This window comes from Paraburkholderia sediminicola (assembly GCF_902859805.1).
GTDB classification, from domain to species: domain Bacteria; phylum Pseudomonadota; class Gammaproteobacteria; order Burkholderiales; family Burkholderiaceae; genus Paraburkholderia; species Paraburkholderia sediminicola.
The window spans coordinates 378,294-393,580 of the sequence record NZ_CADIKC010000001.1 but is presented as its reverse complement, the minus strand read 5'-3'; the positions used below and the strand labels follow the sequence as shown (position 1 = coordinate 393,580).

General features: G+C 63.2%; 15 protein-coding genes. 5 read left to right on the top strand and 10 right to left on the bottom strand.

All coding sequences use genetic code 11. The features are described from left to right. Positions 1-6: 6 nt before the first annotated feature. The 5 genes from phnK to phnG are packed head-to-tail and all read right to left on the bottom strand — an operon-like array spanning position 7 to position 3,929. Entirely contained in the window at positions 7-777 is a 771-nt protein-coding gene (gene phnK / locus R8871_RS01740) for a phosphonate C-P lyase system protein PhnK (RefSeq protein WP_175048768.1), read from the bottom strand. After that, positions 774-1,697 (bottom strand): alpha-D-ribose 1-methylphosphonate 5-phosphate C-P-lyase PhnJ, encoded by a 924-nt coding sequence (locus R8871_RS01735; protein WP_175048767.1) that lies wholly within the window; start codon positions 1,695-1,697, stop codon positions 774-776. The genes phnK and R8871_RS01735 overlap by 4 nt, the downstream gene beginning before the upstream one ends. Further along, a complete protein-coding gene (locus R8871_RS01730; protein ID WP_175048766.1) occupies positions 1,694-2,833 on the bottom strand; it encodes a carbon-phosphorus lyase complex subunit PhnI in 1,140 nt (379 codons plus the stop codon). The genes R8871_RS01735 and R8871_RS01730 overlap by 4 nt, the downstream gene beginning before the upstream one ends. Continuing rightward, on the bottom strand, positions 2,833-3,444 hold the full coding sequence (gene phnH, locus R8871_RS01725; protein ID WP_175048765.1) for a phosphonate C-P lyase system protein PhnH: 612 nt from the start codon (positions 3,442-3,444) through the stop codon (positions 2,833-2,835). Before phnH ends, R8871_RS01730 begins: the two co-directional genes overlap by 1 nt. Further along, positions 3,444-3,929: a phosphonate C-P lyase system protein PhnG gene (gene phnG / locus R8871_RS01720; protein ID WP_175048764.1), complete on the bottom strand. Its 486-nt coding sequence runs from the start codon at positions 3,927-3,929 to the stop codon at positions 3,444-3,446. The genes phnH and phnG overlap by 1 nt, the downstream gene beginning before the upstream one ends. Positions 3,930-4,110: 181 nt before the next feature. Here phnG and phnF point away from each other — a divergent pair, with 181 nt between their 5' ends. Genes phnF through phnN form a run of 3 tightly spaced genes read left to right on the top strand, consistent with a single transcriptional unit; the run spans position 4,111 to position 6,205 of the window. Then, positions 4,111-4,869, top strand: coding sequence for a phosphonate metabolism transcriptional regulator PhnF (phnF, locus tag R8871_RS01715; RefSeq protein WP_175048763.1), 759 nt, complete (start codon positions 4,111-4,113; stop codon positions 4,867-4,869). Further along, on the top strand, positions 4,866-5,612 hold the full coding sequence (locus R8871_RS01710; protein ID WP_175048762.1) for a DUF1045 domain-containing protein: 747 nt from the start codon (positions 4,866-4,868) through the stop codon (positions 5,610-5,612). Before phnF ends, R8871_RS01710 begins: the two co-directional genes overlap by 4 nt. Positions 5,613-5,614: 2 nt before the next feature. Continuing rightward, entirely contained in the window at positions 5,615-6,205 is a 591-nt protein-coding gene (phnN, locus tag R8871_RS01705) for a phosphonate metabolism protein/1,5-bisphosphokinase (PRPP-forming) PhnN (RefSeq protein ID WP_175048761.1), read from the top strand. Positions 6,206-6,211: 6 nt separating this feature from the next. Here phnN and R8871_RS01700 read toward each other — a convergent pair whose 3' ends face one another. Next, positions 6,212-6,379, bottom strand: coding sequence for a hypothetical protein (locus R8871_RS01700; protein ID WP_175048760.1), 168 nt, complete (start codon positions 6,377-6,379; stop codon positions 6,212-6,214). Positions 6,380-6,405: 26 nt separating this feature from the next. On the opposite strand from R8871_RS01700, the gene R8871_RS01695 reads away from it, so the two are divergent. Further along, the gene (locus R8871_RS01695; protein ID WP_175048759.1) at positions 6,406-7,596 is read left to right on the top strand and encodes a M20 aminoacylase family protein; all 1,191 of its coding nucleotides are present in this window, start codon (positions 6,406-6,408) and stop codon (positions 7,594-7,596) included. Positions 7,597-7,698: 102 nt separating this feature from the next. Here R8871_RS01695 and R8871_RS01690 read toward each other — a convergent pair whose 3' ends face one another. From R8871_RS01690 to R8871_RS01675, 4 genes are all read right to left on the bottom strand, one after another. Further along, positions 7,699-8,523, bottom strand: a complete 825-nt coding sequence (locus R8871_RS01690) for an IclR family transcriptional regulator (RefSeq protein WP_175048758.1) — start codon at positions 8,521-8,523, stop codon at positions 7,699-7,701. 213 nt (positions 8,524-8,736) lie between these two features. Continuing rightward, positions 8,737-11,790 carry an efflux RND transporter permease subunit gene (locus tag R8871_RS01685; protein ID WP_175048757.1) on the bottom strand — a complete coding sequence of 1,018 codons (3,054 nt, stop codon included), beginning with the start codon at positions 11,788-11,790 and terminating at the stop codon, positions 8,737-8,739. A gap of 12 nt (positions 11,791-11,802) precedes the next feature. After that, on the bottom strand, positions 11,803-12,957 hold the full coding sequence (locus R8871_RS01680; RefSeq protein WP_175048756.1) for an efflux RND transporter periplasmic adaptor subunit: 1,155 nt from the start codon (positions 12,955-12,957) through the stop codon (positions 11,803-11,805). Positions 12,958-13,084: 127 nt separating this feature from the next. Next, on the bottom strand, positions 13,085-14,590 hold the full coding sequence (locus tag R8871_RS01675; protein ID WP_175048755.1) for an efflux transporter outer membrane subunit: 1,506 nt from the start codon (positions 14,588-14,590) through the stop codon (positions 13,085-13,087). Positions 14,591-14,819: 229 nt separating this feature from the next. Between R8871_RS01675 and R8871_RS01670 the strand changes: the two genes are divergently transcribed. After that, positions 14,820-15,188, top strand: coding sequence for a cupin domain-containing protein (locus R8871_RS01670; RefSeq protein WP_175048754.1), 369 nt, complete (start codon positions 14,820-14,822; stop codon positions 15,186-15,188). Positions 15,189-15,287: the final 99 nt, after the last annotated feature.

Genomic DNA, 15,287 nt, shown 5'->3' with positions numbered 1-15,287 from the left:
TGAGCCTCAAACCGGCAGAACCGAGGAAACCAGCGTTTGCGTGTACGGATGCTGCGGATCGTCGAGCACCTGGTCCGTCAGGCCCGACTCGACCACTTCGCCGCCTTGCATGACCATCAAACGATGCGCGAGCAGTCGCGCCACGCCGATATCGTGCGTGACGATCAGCACCGACAGATGCAACGTGGACGTCAACGTGCGCAGTAAATCGAGCAGACGCGCCTGCACGGAGACGTCGAGACCGGCGGTCGGCTCGTCCATGAAGACGAGGCGCGGACCGGTGACGAGATTGCGCGCGATCTGCAAACGCTGCTGCATGCCGCCGGAAAACGCCGAGGGAAATTCGTCGATGCGGGTGGCGTCGAGTTCGACGCGCTCCATCCACTGCGTTGCGGTGTGGCGGATGTCGCCGTAATGGCGGGCGCCGACGGCCATCAACGGCTCGCCGATATTCGCGCCGGCGGAGACGCCGCTGCGCAGGCCGTCGCGCGGATTCTGCTGCACGAAGCCCCACTCGGTGCGCATCAACAGGCGGCGGCGCGGTTCGGACAAGGCGAGCAGATCGAGCTTTTCGCCATGCGTGGCCGTGTAGTGGAGCGAGCCGCTATCGGTTTCGGTTTTCAGGGCGAGCGCATTGAGCAAAGTAGTTTTGCCCGAGCCGGATTCGCCGACGATGCACAACACTTCGCCCGGATACAGATCGAAGCTGACATTCCTGCAGCCGTTGCGGCCGCCAAATTGTTTGGTGAGCGAGCGGGCGCTCAACAGCGGCGTCATGCGGTTTCTCCTTTGCGCGCTTCGTAGGCCGGCAACTCGAGGTCCTGATCGCCGCGGCGTTCGTGGCAGTAGTCGCTATCCGAGCAGACGAACATGCGCTTGCCGGCATCGTCGACGATCATTTCGTCGAGGAAGCTTTCCGTCGATCCGCACAGCGCGCACGCGTGCTGCCACTTCTGCACTTCGAACGGATGGTCGTCGAAGTCGAGACTGCGCACGGGTGTGTACGGCGGGATCGCGTGAATGCGCCGTTCGCGGCCGGCGCCGAACAGTTGCAGCGCGGGGTTCATATGCATCTTCGGGTTGTCGAACTTCGGAATCGGCGACGGCGAACTCAGATAGCGGTTGTTGACGATCACCGGGTAGTCGTACGTGGTGGCGATGCTGCCGTGATGCACGATGTCCTCGTACAGCTTCACGCTGATCAAACCGTAATCAGCCAGTGCGTGCAGCTTCTTGCATTCCGTGGCGCGCGGCTCCAGCCTGAACAGCGGTTCGGGCATCGGTACCTGATAGACCAGAATCTGCCTGTCGGTGAGCGGCGCTTCCGGAATCCGGTGGCGTGTCTGGATGATCGTCGCTTCGGTCGTGCGGCGCGTGGTCGCTACGCCCGTGGTGCGCGCGAAGAAGCGGCGGATGTTGACCGCGTTGGTGGTTTCGTCGGAACCCTGATCGATGACCTTCAGCGTATCGTTGCTGCCGATGATCGCCGCGGTCACCTGAATGCCGCCCGTGCCCCAGCCGTACGGCAGGGGCATTTCCCGCGAGCCGAACGGTACCTGATAGCCTGGCACGGCAACGGCCTTGAGCAACGCGCGGCGCAGCATGCGCTTGGTCTGTTCGTCGAGGTAGGCGAAGTTGTAGCCTTCCGCGGCGCTGTCGTACGACGCGGTGGTGTGAGATGTGGCCGGCGCGTTCATGCGGCTTGCTCCTGCTGATCGTGATCCTTGCGCAGATCCTGGCCCTCTGCGTTGTGTTGCGCCCGCAGTCGCCGCACGAGTTCGAGTTCCGACTGAAAGTCGACGTAGTGAGGCAATTTCAGATGCTGAACGAAGCCGGAGGCTTCGACGTTATCGCTATGCGAGAGCATGAATTCGATGTCCTGCGTCGGCGAGGCGAGCGTTTCGCCGAGTTCCTCGGCGCGCAACGCGCGATCCACGAGCGCCATGGCCATCGCTTTGCGTTCCGAGTGTCCGAACGCGAGACCATAGCCTTGCGTGAAAGTAGGCGGCACCTCTCCGCTGCCGGCGAACTGGTTGATCATCTGGCATTCGGTGACGTCGATGTCGCCGATTTCAACGGCTTCACCCAGTTCGTCGAGTTCCATTTCGACGGCGATCGTGCCAAAGCGGATCTCGCCGGCAAACGGATGCGTGTGCGCGTAGCCCCGTTGCGTGGCGTAACCCATGGCGAGCAGAAAGCCTTCGTCGCCGCGCGCGAGATTCTGCAACCGCGTGGCGCGGCTCGCGGGAAACGCGAGCGGTTCGCGCGAGAGATCACCGGGTTCCGGCGCGTCCGGCGTGGGGCGTTCCTGTTCGATCAGACCTTCCTTGTCGAGCAGCGTGACCACGCGCGGCATGGCTTCGGCTGCGCACTGGGCGGCTTGAATGGAAGTTGAGGCGGCAGCCGTATCGGTTCCGGCGTCGCCTTCGGCAAGCAGCGCGAAATCCAGCAGACGTTGCGTGTAATCGTAAGTCGCACCGAGCAATTGCCCGCCGGGCACGTCCTTGAACGTTGCTGAAATACGGCGCTCGACCTGCATGGCTTCAGTGTCGATCGCCTGCGTATAACCGAAGCGCGGCAACGTGGTGCGATACGCACGCAGCAGAAAGATCGCTTCGACCAGATCGCCCGCGGCCTGCTTGATCGCGAGCGCGGCGAGTTCTTCGTCGTAGACCGAACCTTCAGTCATCACTCGCGCGACGGCGAGGCGCAATTGCTCGCGAATCTGAGCGACGCTGAGTGCGGCAAGCCGCGTATCGCCGCGGCGCGACTTGTCGAGCAGACGCCACGACGCTTCGATCGCGCGTTCACCACCCTTGACGGCAACGTACATCAGTTCACCTTCGCTTGAGTTGTGCGCGGCAGACCGATCAACGTGCTGCCGCAGACGAGATAACAATCGATGCCGCACGGAAAGAGCGGCGCGAGGGCGGCGCGTTCGCGCCAGAAGTGCTCGGGCAGACCGACCGGCGCAATCGTCGTGGTGTGCTGAATGCCGGGACCGCTGAGCACGATCGGTGCGCCGCCTGTCAACGCTTCGACGCGGATCAGCAAGGTCACCGAGTGCTCAGGGGACTCCGCTTCACCGAGTGCAAAGCTTTCCAGCGCCGGCATTGCAGCTGCTTCGTGGATATAGGCGAAGGCGGCAAGTCCCGGTTCGTCGACGAGCGGCGCGCCGGTATGAAAGCGCAGCGCCGAACCCAGTGCCGTATCGGGTTGCGCGAGCCATACGGGCGTGGCGTAGTCGCACAGGGTCAGCAGCGCGGCGAAGGCAGCGAGCGCGGCGCGAGTGGCCCGCACTTCTGGCAAGCCTTTTTCGACGACGCCCACCGTGCCCGGACGCGACAGCGCGTCGAGAAGCGTGCGGAATACCGCCTGGGTATCGTGCACCGGGTCTGCGAAACCGGGCGTCAAGGTAGACAATGCAATCTGCGAGTTTTCCATCAGTCGCCTCTGACCATCGTGAAGAATTCGACGCGTGTGGCCGCGACGTCCTGTCTGCGTTCGGCGAGTTGCGCGGCTTGCTGTTCGGCAAACGGTGCGATCAATTGCTGGTGCAGGGCGGTGTGATGCTCGGGCATTTGCAGCAACGCATCGGCAAGCGCTGCCAGTTCGGCGCGGCGGCGGTCGCGGCCCAGATGGCACGCCACGCCGACGGTTGGCGTTGCATCACCCGTGACGCGCAAACGCAACGTGGCGCGCGTGACGGTGGCTTCGCCGAGGTTGAACGGGTCGCCGCTGCCGCCGACGCGGCCGCGCACCATCGCGAGGCCGATTTCGGGTGGTCGCAGCCAGTCGTAAGCGGGGGGTGAAGCGCCTTGCAGCGCGTGTTGCAGCGCGGCTTCGAGATCGGCGCGCGGGGTGCGGGCCAGCACGGCCATCCATGCGCGCCGCATGGCGGAGGAAGGCGAGGCGGAAGTGGCACTCATCGAAATTCCTGTTGATCCAGCGAGTGGACATTTAAGCATCTATTCATCTAAACGTCTAGACGTTTAGGGGTATGCTTACCGGGCGTTGCCGTGCGTGGTCACCGTTTCATATTTCCATCACGGCTTGCGCACTACAATGCATGGCATAGCGAATATTTGAACCCAAGGGAATGACAGCACCATGACATCGAACGACAACGCGACGCCGGGCACGCTGCTCGAACGCGGCGCGGGCGTTGCCGTCTGGCGGCAGATCGAGCAGATTCTGGCAGCGGAAATTGCAGCGAGCGGCTTTGGCGAAGACGGCCGTTTGCCGAGCGAGGGCGAACTGGCCAAACGCTTCGACGTGAACCGGCATACCGTGCGCCGGGCCATGCTCGGCCTTGCCGCATTGGGCCTCGTCAGCGTCGAGCAGGGGCGTGGCACGTTCGTGCAGCCCGGCGCGATCGACTATTCGATTGGCCGGCGCACGCGGTTTACAGAAAACTTGCGGCAGCAGCATCATGCGGCGGCGGGCATGATGTTGTCGTCCGCGCGCGTGAAGGCCGAGCCGAATGTGGCGAAGGCGCTCAGCTTGCGGGCGGGCGCCGCGGTCTACCGGATCGAGACGTTGCACGAATCGGACGGCGTGCCGCTCACGTTCGCGCGCAACTGGTATCCGGCCGCGCGTTTGCCGGGTTTGCCGGAAGTGCTGGAGCGTACCGGCGGCGTTACCAAGGCCATGGCCGAATTGGGCGTAACCGATTATCTGCGTAAGTGGAGCCGTATCGGCAGCGTGTTGCCTGAACCGGAAGTGGCGCGGCGTTTGAATATCAACCGGCAGCAGCCGGTGTTGTGGGTCGAAAACGTCGACGTCGATCTGGAAGGCACACCGATCAAGTACGGCTTCACGCATTTTGCGGCGGACCGTGTGCAGTTGCTGGTGGAGCACGAAGTATGAGCGCCGTGGTGGGGAACACCGGCGATCAGGTCGAATGGAGCACCGGCGCACGTTTCGCGGTGTATTACGCGCCGTCGCGCGGTTCGGTGTGGTGGCGGGCCGGTTCGGCGTGGCTGGAGCGTGACGCGGAAAGCGGCGAGCGTTGTGTATCGCCGCAACCGGAGGGTCTGACGCGTCCGCTGGCGGATCTGACCGAAGCACCGCGTCGCTATGGTTGGCACGGCACGCTGGTCGCGCCGTTCCGCCTCGCTGAAGGCGTGACTCAACAGGATGTGCTGGAAGCGACGCGTCAATGGGCGCAGACGCAAAGCCCATTCGCGTTGCCGGTCGAAGCCGCAACGCTCGGCGATTTCGTCGCGCTGCGTCCCGCGGATCAGAACGGCGAAGCAAACATTGGCGCTGTTGCCGCAAGTGCAATGCGCTCGCTCGATGCACTGCGCGCGAGACCCACCGCGGCCGATCTCGCGCGCCGTCTTGCCGCGCCGTTGAGTGAACGGCAACGTGCGCTGCTGATCGAATGGGGCTATCCGTACGTCTTCGACGAATTCCGTTTTCACATGACGCTGTCCAGTTCTCTTGCCGATGCTGGTGAGCGTGCAACGCTGGTTGCATGGTGGCAGGCGCAAACGCCCGCGCTTGGGCCGCTCGCGGTCGATCACGCGGCGCTCTTTGTCGAGCCCGCGCCTGGTGAGCCGTTCGTCTTGTGGCAGCGCGTGCCGTTTCAGACCCGCGAGGTGAAATAACAATGGCAGGTCGTTTTATTTATGTAATGGGGCCGTCCGGCGCGGGCAAGGATTCATTGCTGGGTTTTGCACGCAGCCGTCTGATGGGCGAGCCGATTCTGTTTGCGCATCGCTACATCACGCGGCCGAGCGGCAACGGCGAAGAGCACGTTGCGTTGAGCGTCGAAGAATTCGCGGCGCGTTCGGTGCTCGGTCTGTTCGCGCTCGAATGGTCGAGCCATTCGCTGCGCTACGGGATCGGTATCGAGATCGATGCATGGCTTGCGCGCGGTTGCACGGTCGTCGTCAACGGCTCGCGCCAGCATTTGCAGCATACGCTGGCGCGTTATCCGCGCACGGAAGTCGTGCATGTGGACGCCGCGCCGCATATTCTCGAAGCGCGGCTCGGCGCGCGGGCGCGTGAGTCGGCAGAACAGGTTGCGGCCAGGCTTGCGCGGCGGGCGCCGTTTTCATTGCCGGAGGGGCTGCGGTGCACAACGATCGATAACTCCGGGGCACTGGAAGACGCAGGGCACGCGCTGATCGCTTTTTTGCAGGCGGAGACTGACGTTCGCGACATTTCCCACGTTTCCCGTGTTCCGCACGTTCGCTAGGCTCGACTATCCGGCCGCCGCCATGGGGTCCCGGGTCGCTTCCTGCAAACACGGTACCCCCTGCAGCACCGCCGCAGTGAGCAGCAAATCGCGCAGCGAGATAATGCCAAAAAGAACGGTATCTTGTTCGAACAAGAGGGCGTGGCTATAGTGCTCGTCTGTTTGCCGCGTCATGCGGCGTGAATTCCATGGAGCGATAGATGAGCGAAGCCGCGCGTTTTACCGAAGTGTCCGACCTGGCGCCTGCAACCGAGAGCCTGCGCGAGATTCGCCATCACATCCATCACCATCCGGAATTGGCCTACGAGGAAGTGCAAACCGGCGCACTGGTGGCGGAGAAGCTCGAACAATGGGGCTGGCAGGTTACGCGCGGGGTCGGTCAAACCGGCGTGGTGGGCACGCTGAAGGTGGGCAACGGCACACGCAGCATCGGCATTCGCGCCGATATGGATGCGCTGCCGATCATCGAACAAACCGGGCTGCCGTATGCGAGCGGCACGCACGGCAAGATGCACGCCTGCGGCCACGACGGCCACACGACCATGCTGCTCGGCGCCGCGCAACACCTTGCCTCCACGCGCAATTTTTCGGGCACCGTGCATCTGTACTTTCAGCCGGCTGAAGAAAGCGGTATCGACAGCGGCGCGATGAAAATGATCAACGACGGCCTGTTCGAGCGCTTTCCGTGCGACGCCGTGTTCGGTCTGCACAATCATCCGGGCGCGGAACCGGGCGTGATGCTGTTCCGCAAGGGGCCGTTCATGTCGGCGGGCGACAAGGCGATCATCACGATCGAAGGTGTCGGCGGCCATGCGGCGCGTCCGCATCTGACGGTCGATCCGGTGGTCGTGGCGGCGAGCATCGTGATGGCGTTGCAGACGATCGTCGCGCGTAACGTGGACCCGTCGCAGCCGGCGGTGGTGACAGTCGGTTCGATGCATGCGGGCACCGCGAACAACGTGATTTCGAGCAGCGCGAAGCTGGAATTGAGCGTGCGCTCATTCAGCCCCGAAGTACGCACGCTGTTGAAAAAACGCATTACCGAACTCGCCGAAAGCCAGGCTGCGAGCTATGGCGGCAAGGCGGTGGTGGAGTATATCGAAGGCTATCCGGTGGTGATCAATTCGGATGCCGAAACGGACTTCGCGGTGCAGGTGGCACGCGAACTGGTTGGCGACGACAAAGTGGTCGAACAAACCGACATCCTGATGGGTAGCGAAGATTTCGCCTTCATGCTGCAAAAGCGGCCCGGCACGTTCCTGCGGCTCGGCAACGGGGTGGGCGAAGACGGCTGCATGGTGCACAACCCCCATTACGACTTCAACGACCGCAATCTGCCGGTCGGCGCCGCGTTCTGGACGCGACTGGTGGAGCGGTATCTGGGGCAGTGAAGGGCATGGGTTGCTAACCAGGAGCCTCAGGCGCAATAGGTGCAATGGGCGCGCGTGCGAGAAACGCGCGCCTTTCAAAGGCACCGACGCACTCAACCGCAATCAACCGCGTCGCGCCACCATCTCCGAAACTGTCTGCGCAGCCTGCTGCAGCGGCTCCAGAAACGCCTTCACCATCTGCTTGGCCGAATTGCGCTGAGCGTTACCGCTGATGTTCATCGCCGCGATCACGCGCCCCTGGCGGTTGCGAATCGGCGCGGACAGGGAAATCAGACCGCCTTCGAGCTCCTGGTCGACGATCGCCCAACCCTGGCGGCGCACCTGCGCGATCAGCTTTTTCAGTTCTTCCTTGTCGGTCACCGTGCGCGGCGTATGCGCGTAGAGCGGTGTCGAACTCAGGGTCGCTTCGAGCGCTTCATCGTCGAGCGCGGACAGCAGCACGCGGCCCATCGACGTGCAATACGCCGGCAAGCGGCTGCCAATCGACAGGTTGATGGTCATGATCTTGTGCGTCGGCACGCGCAGCACGTAGACGATCTCGGTGCGGTCGAGCACGGCCGCCGAGCAACTCTCGTGAACCTGCGACGACAGGTTTTCCATCACCGGTTCGGCGAGGTTCCAGAACGGCATCGAGGTCAGGTACGCGAAACCGAGGTCGAGAATCTTCGGCGTGAGGCGGAACAGGCGGCCGTCAGCCTCCACGTAGCCGAGCGTCTGCAGGGTCAGCAGAATGCGGCGTGCGCCGGCGCGTGTCAGGCCAGTGGCCGCGGCGACGTCAGTGAGCGTTTGTTCGGGGCGGGTGGCATCGAACGCGCGAATCACCGAGAGGCCTCGTGCAAATGACTGCACATACGAGTCGCCCGGTTTGTCCGCGGCCGGTTCGGCGCTGACAGGAACGGCAGAAGGCGGTGGCAGGGCTTTGCTCATGGACCTTGAAAGATGCGTTCGAAGAAGGGCGCGTAGCGTTCGCGCGTTTCAGCCGGCGCGATGCACTGCAAAGGCGTGACGATAGCGTAAGCCTTCTGTTTCGCCAACTTTGCCCGCTTTCAACCGTCGGTCGCCGCGAGTGAAATCCGCTTTGCGCCAAGCTCTTAACCCATTGATTATAAACAATTTGTTGGCCTGGAAGGTGGTTGAGCGCTAACTCGCCTCCTGCGCGGCAGCGTCCCGATGATGATCGGCGGCGAGGAACATATACATCGCAGGCACCACAAACAGGGTAAAAAGGGTGCCGATCGAGAGCCCCGTGAAGATCACGAGCCCCATCGCATTGCGGCCGGCGGCGCCTGCGCCCGAGGCGAACACGAGCGGCACGACGCCAAGCACCATCGCCGCGGTGGTCATCAGAATCGGGCGTAGCCGCACGGCCGCTGCTTCTTCCAGGGCTTCGCGCTTCGACTTGCCGGCGTGTTGCAGCTCGTTGGCGAACTGGACGATCAGAATGCCGTGTTTGCTGACGAGCCCCATCAGCGTAACGAGCCCGACCTGCGTGTAGATGTTCAGCGTCGTCAAGCCGATGTTGATGAAGATGAGCGCACCGAACAGCGCCATCGGCACCGAAACCAGGATCACGATCGGGTCGCGGAAACTTTCGAATTGCGCAGCAAGCGCAAGGAACACGATGATCGTGGCGAGCAGCAGCGTGATGACGAAGCCGCCCGATTCCTGCACGAACTGCCGCGACTGGCCCGAGTAGTCTGCCGCATAACCTGCCGGTGCGACCTGGCTCGTCGCCTTGCGCAGAAAATCGAGCACCTCGCCTTGCGACACGCCCGGCACGATCACGCCTGAGATCGTCGCCGAGTTGAGTTGCTGGAAGTGGTTGATCGATTCCGGCACGACGTTGTGTTCGAGGTGCGCAATCGTCGAAGCCGGCATGACGCTGCCATCCGGCGTGCGCAGGTAGTAATCGAGCACCTGCGAAGGATTCAGACGATCGGTCTGCAGGACCTGCGGAATCACCTTGTACGAGCGGCCGGCGATCGAGAAGTAGTTGACATAGCCGCCGCCGAGCGCCGACCCGAGCGCCTGGCCGACGTCGCTTTGCGAGAGCCCGAGGGAGGCGACCTTGTCGCGGTCGACCACGAGCGTGGCTTCCGGCTTGTCGAGCTTGAGATCGCTGTCGACGAAGAAAAACATGCCACTTTCGCGGGCTTTTTGCAGGACTGCCTGCGAAACTTCGTTGAGGTTCTCGAACGGCTCGGTCGTGCTGATGACGAATTGCACCGGCAGGCCTTGCGAGCCCGGCAGCGGCGGAAACTGGAACGCCGCGACGCGCGCGCCTGAAATCTGATTCCATTTCTGCTGCAATTCCTGCTGCAAGGCGGTCGCGCCCTTGCTGCGCTGATCCCATGTCTTGAACAGCACACCGCCGATCCCCTGGTTGAGTGTCGGCGCGCCCGTGAGCTGGAACATCTGCGCGTATTCAGGCAGCGCCTTGGAAATATCGAACACCTGGTCCGCGTACATCTGCATCTGCTGGATGGTCGCGTTCGGCGGCCCCTGGATCTGCGACAGGACGATGCCCTGATCCTCCTGCGGCGCGAGTTCCGCTTTCGACGTCATGAACAGGTAGACCGTGCCGCAAAGCAACAGCGCGCCCATGATGGTGAACACGGGCCAGGTGTCGAGTGTGGAGTGCAACAGGCGGCCATAGCCACGATGCACGCGTTCGAACTGGCGGTCGACGAAACGCGCGAAGCGCCCGGATTCCTGGTCCGCACGGAAGAAGCGCGAACACATCATCGGCGACAGCGTTAGCGCGATCACACCGGACACCGTCACCGCGCCGGCGAGCGAGAAGGCGAACTCGGTAAAGAGGGCGCCCGTGAGGCCGCCCTGAAAACCGATCGGCACATATACGGCGATCAGCACGACAGTCATCGCGAGAATGGGTCCGCCGAGTTCGCGTGCGGCGATCAGTGCGGCGTCGAAAGGCGTCTTGCCTTCCTCCTTCATATGGCGATCGACGTTTTCGACGACGATGATCGCGTCGTCCACGACGAGCCCGATCGCGAGCACGAGCGCGAGCAGTGTCAGCAGATTGATCGAATAGCCGAGCAACTGCATCACGAAGAACGTGCCGATGAGCGACAACGGCATCGCGATCAGCGGCACGATGACCGCGCGGAAGCTGCCAAGGAACAGGAAAATCACGGCCGTGACGATCAGCAGCGCCTCGACCAGCGTTTTGATCACCTCGACGATCGCCGTGTTGACGAAATCGGTCGCGTCATAAACGATCTCACCGGTCATGCCGGTCGGAAACTGCTTCTGCAGCCCTGGAAACACGGCCTTCACGCGTTTGGCGACATCGAGGATGTTGGCGTCCGGCGCCACCTTGATGCCGATGAACACCGACCGCTTGCCGCTGAACGCGACGTTGAAATCGTAGCTGTCGGCGCCGAGTACGACGTTCGCGACATCTTCGAGGCGCACGATCGCACCGTTTTTCTGCTTGATGACGAGTTGCTTGAAATCGTCGACGGTATGCAGGTCCGTGCCCGCGTTCAGGTCGACGCTGACCATTTGTCCCTTCGTCGTGCCGAGTGTCGCGAGGTAGTTGTTGTTGCCGAGCGCGGTGAAGACGTCGCTTGCCGTGACGCCGTGCGCGGCGAGCCGCGTCGAATCGAGCCATGCACGTAACGCGAACTGCCGCCCGCCGAGGATTTCCGCCGTTTGCACGCCTTCGATCGAATCGAGCTTGGGCTTGATGACGCGCAGCAGATAATCCGTGACGTTGTTGCTCGGCAGCACGTCGCTGTAGAAACCCATGTACATCGCGTCCGTGGTCTGCCCGGTCTGTACCGTCAGCACCGGCTGCTGCGCCTGCGGCGGCAACTGGTTGCGCACCGAGCCGATCTGGGTGTTGATCTCGGTCAGCGCGCGGTTCGCGTCATAGTTCAGGCGCAGCGTCGCCGTAATGGTCGACACGCCGGTGCTGCTCGTCGACGACATGTAGTCGATGCCTTGCGCCTGAGCGATTGCCGCCTCGAGCGGCTGCGTAATGAAACCGGCGATGGTGTCGGCGTTCGCGCCGTAGTAGGCCGTGCTGATCGTCACGACAGCGTTTTCGGTTTGCGGATACTGGCTGACTTTCAGTGTGGCCAGCGAGCGCAGTCCGAGCACGAGAATCAACAGGCTGACGACCGATGCAAGCACGGGCCGCCGGATAAAGAGATCGGTGAATGTCATCGCGCGGTCTCTCTATTGTTCCTGCGGCGTCGGGTTTGGACTGTCCGAAGGCTGCACGCTGTTGTTGATGACGAGTGGCGTGCCGTTCTTGAGCTTGAGCTGCCCGCTCGTCACGACCTGCGTGCCGGCCTCGACGCCTTTGAGGATCGCAACCTGATCGCCGCGCGTCGGTCCTGGCGTGACGAACACCTGCTGCGCGACGGGCAGCGTCTTGCCTCCCTGCGCGTTGGGCTGCGTGCCCGGTTTAACGACGAATACAGTCGCGCCGTAGGGGTTGTAGGTGATAGCCGTTTGCGGCAGCGTCAGATAGCGCTGTCCGGCGCCCGCGTCGATTTTCACGTTCGCATACATGCCCGGCAGCAGCTTGCGCTCGTGATTGTCTACGCTCGCCTCGATCTGCACGTTGCGCGTGGTGCTGTCGACTTTCGGACTGAGCGACTGGATCTTGCCCACGAACGTTTGCCCGCTGAACGCGTTGGTGTCGACCACGATGGTCTGGCCGATCGCGAGCTGGCCGAGCTGCTGCTGCGGCAGGTAGAAATCGGCGTAGATCGGATCGATTGCTTGCAGCGTGACGATCGCATCGCCTGGATTGATGTATTGGCCCGGATTGATCGTGGTGATGCCGAGGCGCCCCGCAAACGGTGCGCGGATCGTCTTCTTGTCGACGAGCGCGGCCTGTTGCGCGACTTGCGCCTTCTTGCCCTTCAGATCGGCGGCGTCGGCGTCGAGCTGCGCCTTGGCGATGGCCTTGATGTCGTACTGCGCCTTGTCGCGCGTGTAGACCGTCTGCGCGAGTTCCGCTGCGGCCTGGAGCGACTGGAGCAGCGCCACGTCGCTGTCGGCATTGAGTCTGACGAGGACTTGCCCGGCCTTCGCTTCCTGCCCCGAACTGAACGCCACCTCGCGCACGAGGCCCGCGACTTCGGTGGTGACGTCGACGCCGCGCACGGCGCGTAAGCTGCCGACCGCCGCCAGCTGCGGCTGCCACGATTGATAACCGGCGACGACCGCCGAAACGGTGGCGGGCGGCGCCGCGTTGCCCGCCATGAACTTGGCGAACATATACGAGCGGAACTGGTTGAAGCCGACGAGTGCGGCCAGCAGCAGGCCGACACAGATCAGCATGATCACCATCCGCTTCGTCATCGGTTTTCTTTCGGTCATCGTGATGTCCTTGCACGGCATTGGGCGAAGCGCCGGACTTTGCATGCCTTCGTGTCTGACAGCGCGTGTTGCAAAGAGCGGTACGGCGAGCGTTCTGTCTGGCTATGTCAATGCGTCGGTCATTGCGTCATTGCGTCGTTGTGGCGGCGGTCGGCGCAGCGGCGTTCCACCAGCCGCCACCGAGCGCCTGGAAGAGGGCCGCGGTGTCGGCGTAGCGGGAGGCCTGTGCCTGCGCGAGGCTCACCACCGTTTGCTGGTACTGGCGTTGGGCATCGAGCAGCGCCAGGTAGCTCACACCGCCGACGCGATACTGCCCGCGCGTGAGTTCCAGCGAATCGCTGGCCGAGCGCCAGGCGTCCGTTTGCGCTTTCAGACCGGTCGCGTCGTGATCGAGCGCGCGCAGCGAGTCCGCGACGTTCTGGAACGCCAGCAGCACCGTTTCACGATATTGCGCACCGGCTTGCTCGTACGCCGCCTCGGCCGCGCGCTTCTGCGCGCTCAGTTGCCCGCCGTGGAAGACCGGTTGCAGCAGGCCCGCGCCCAGGCTCCAGATCGTGCTGCCGGCCTTGAACACCTGGGCCGGCGTCAAGGCCTCGGCGCCGTAGCTGGCGGACAGCGTGATCTGCGGATACATCGCCGCGGTCGCCACGCCGATTTGCGCGCTGGCCTGATGGAGCACGGCGTCGGCGGCGAGGATGTCGGGACGCTGCTGCACCAGTGCCGACGGCAGGCTCACGGGCAGCGTTTCGGGCAACGAAAACATCTCGAGCCTGAATTCAGGCAATGTGGCGTCGCTGGGCAATTGGCCGGCGAGCACGGCGAGCTGGTGGCGCGTCTGGTCGAGTTGCTGTTGCAGCGGCGGCAGCGTGGCGCGTGTCTGCGCGAGGAGGGTTTGCTGCGCCAGCACCGCCGTGCGGCCCACGCCCCCCAGTTCGAACTGCTTGCCGAGTACGCCGAGTTGCTCGTCTTCTTCGGCGGCGATCCGCTCGGTTGCCTCGATCTGCGCGCGCAACGACGCTTCCTTGACGGCCGCGGTCACGATGTTCGCGGACATCGCGAGATAGGCGGCCTGCAACTGGAAACGCTGGTAATCGATTTGCGCGTGCAGCGCTTCGAGCTCGCGCCGCGAGCCGCCGAACACGTCGAGTTTGTACGACACGTTCACCGATGCGTTGTACAGATTGAACTCATCGACCACGCCGGGTTGGCCAAATGCTATGCCGTTCAGTTTTTCGCGCGTGGCGCCAAGTTGCGCGTCGACGCTTGGCAGAAGGGTGCCGCCGGCTTGTGCCGAGAAGTTTTCGCGTGCCTGCCGCAATGCGGCTTGCGCCGCGGTGATGTTTGGACTGTTGACGAGCGCCTGGCGGATCAGCGCGTCGAGCGGTTCGCAATGGAAGAGCGCCCACCAGGCGGCGGGAATATCCTGTCCCGGCACAAAGCGCTGCGGCAGGCCGGCCGCCCCTGGAGAGGAGGCCGTCTGTTCGGGCAATGGCGAGGCAGTGTAGCTGTCGGTAGCGGGCGCGGGGGGAGTACGGTAATCGGGACCGACCATGCAGCCGGCGGCTGCGGCGCAGCCGCATAGCGCGACGTACAGGCGCCGCTGCCGGACAATACGCTGGATAACGTCGATCATCGATCCACCTTATATCGCCTGCGTTTAACCTAAACGACGGAGGGGACGCGGATATTCAGGCAACTTGAACTTTCGATGTTTCTTTTCCCGACGCCGCAATTTATACCACGCGGGACATTTCTACGCGTAGCCTAGCATGGTCGATCGCCGTGCTTGCGCACGAGATCACGTAGTCAGGGCGTTTCACGGCCTTTCAGGCTTGGGGCATTAACGTCGCCGGGACATCCAGATGAAAGAGATCGCCGCATTTCCCTCCTTTAGCCGCCGCGACAGCGAAGCGGTCCCATGGCAGCGGTCGGCTGTCGCCCCAGGTGTTGAAGTCAAAAACCTCGGCACCGCGGACGGCCGTGCTATTCAGTTAGTGAAATTCGCACCGGGCGTGAGCTTTCCGGACCATTTCCATACCGGGCCGGAATTCATTTACATGCTCGAGGGGCAGGCTGTTCAGAACGGCGAGACGCTGTCAGCAGGATGGGTTGGCATTGCCGGCGCGGGAACCGTCGATCACGGGTTCAGGAGTGAAACGGGGTGCGTATTCCTGCTCGTGTATGACCGTGGGCAGATATTCGATTCTGTGCAGCCGCCAATGAAGGGATAGGAGCGCCGTCGCCGACGCATGTTCGATAGTCGTTACGGCGCGTGCGCCGTAGACTTCGCGCGACCGTGCCCGGAAAACTCAGGGTTTGCATCGATGCCG

Bases quoted from the DNA above. Each gene is read 5' to 3' on its own strand.
- phnK (WP_175048768.1), bottom strand. From the start codon at position 777: ATGACGCCGCTGTTGAGCGCCCGCTCGCTCACCAAACAATTTGGCGGC.
- R8871_RS01735 (WP_175048767.1), bottom strand. From the start codon at position 1,697: ATGAACGCGCCGGCCACATCTCACACCACCGCGTCGTACGACAGCGCC.
- R8871_RS01730 (WP_175048766.1), bottom strand. From the start codon at position 2,833: ATGTACGTTGCCGTCAAGGGTGGTGAACGCGCGATCGAAGCGTCGTGG.
- phnH (WP_175048765.1), bottom strand. From the start codon at position 3,444: ATGGAAAACTCGCAGATTGCATTGTCTACCTTGACGCCCGGTTTCGCA.
- phnG (WP_175048764.1), bottom strand. From the start codon at position 3,929: ATGAGTGCCACTTCCGCCTCGCCTTCCTCCGCCATGCGGCGCGCATGG.
- phnF (WP_175048763.1), top strand. From the start codon at position 4,111: ATGACATCGAACGACAACGCGACGCCGGGCACGCTGCTCGAACGCGGC.
- R8871_RS01710 (WP_175048762.1), top strand. From the start codon at position 4,866: ATGAGCGCCGTGGTGGGGAACACCGGCGATCAGGTCGAATGGAGCACC.
- phnN (WP_175048761.1), top strand. From the start codon at position 5,615: ATGGCAGGTCGTTTTATTTATGTAATGGGGCCGTCCGGCGCGGGCAAG.
- R8871_RS01700 (WP_175048760.1), bottom strand. From the start codon at position 6,379: ATGACGCGGCAAACAGACGAGCACTATAGCCACGCCCTCTTGTTCGAA.
- R8871_RS01695 (WP_175048759.1), top strand. From the start codon at position 6,406: ATGAGCGAAGCCGCGCGTTTTACCGAAGTGTCCGACCTGGCGCCTGCA.
- R8871_RS01690 (WP_175048758.1), bottom strand. From the start codon at position 8,523: ATGAGCAAAGCCCTGCCACCGCCTTCTGCCGTTCCTGTCAGCGCCGAA.
- R8871_RS01685 (WP_175048757.1), bottom strand. From the start codon at position 11,790: ATGACATTCACCGATCTCTTTATCCGGCGGCCCGTGCTTGCATCGGTC.
- R8871_RS01680 (WP_175048756.1), bottom strand. From the start codon at position 12,957: ATGACCGAAAGAAAACCGATGACGAAGCGGATGGTGATCATGCTGATC.
- R8871_RS01675 (WP_175048755.1), bottom strand. From the start codon at position 14,590: ATGATCGACGTTATCCAGCGTATTGTCCGGCAGCGGCGCCTGTACGTC.
- R8871_RS01670 (WP_175048754.1), top strand. From the start codon at position 14,820: ATGAAAGAGATCGCCGCATTTCCCTCCTTTAGCCGCCGCGACAGCGAA.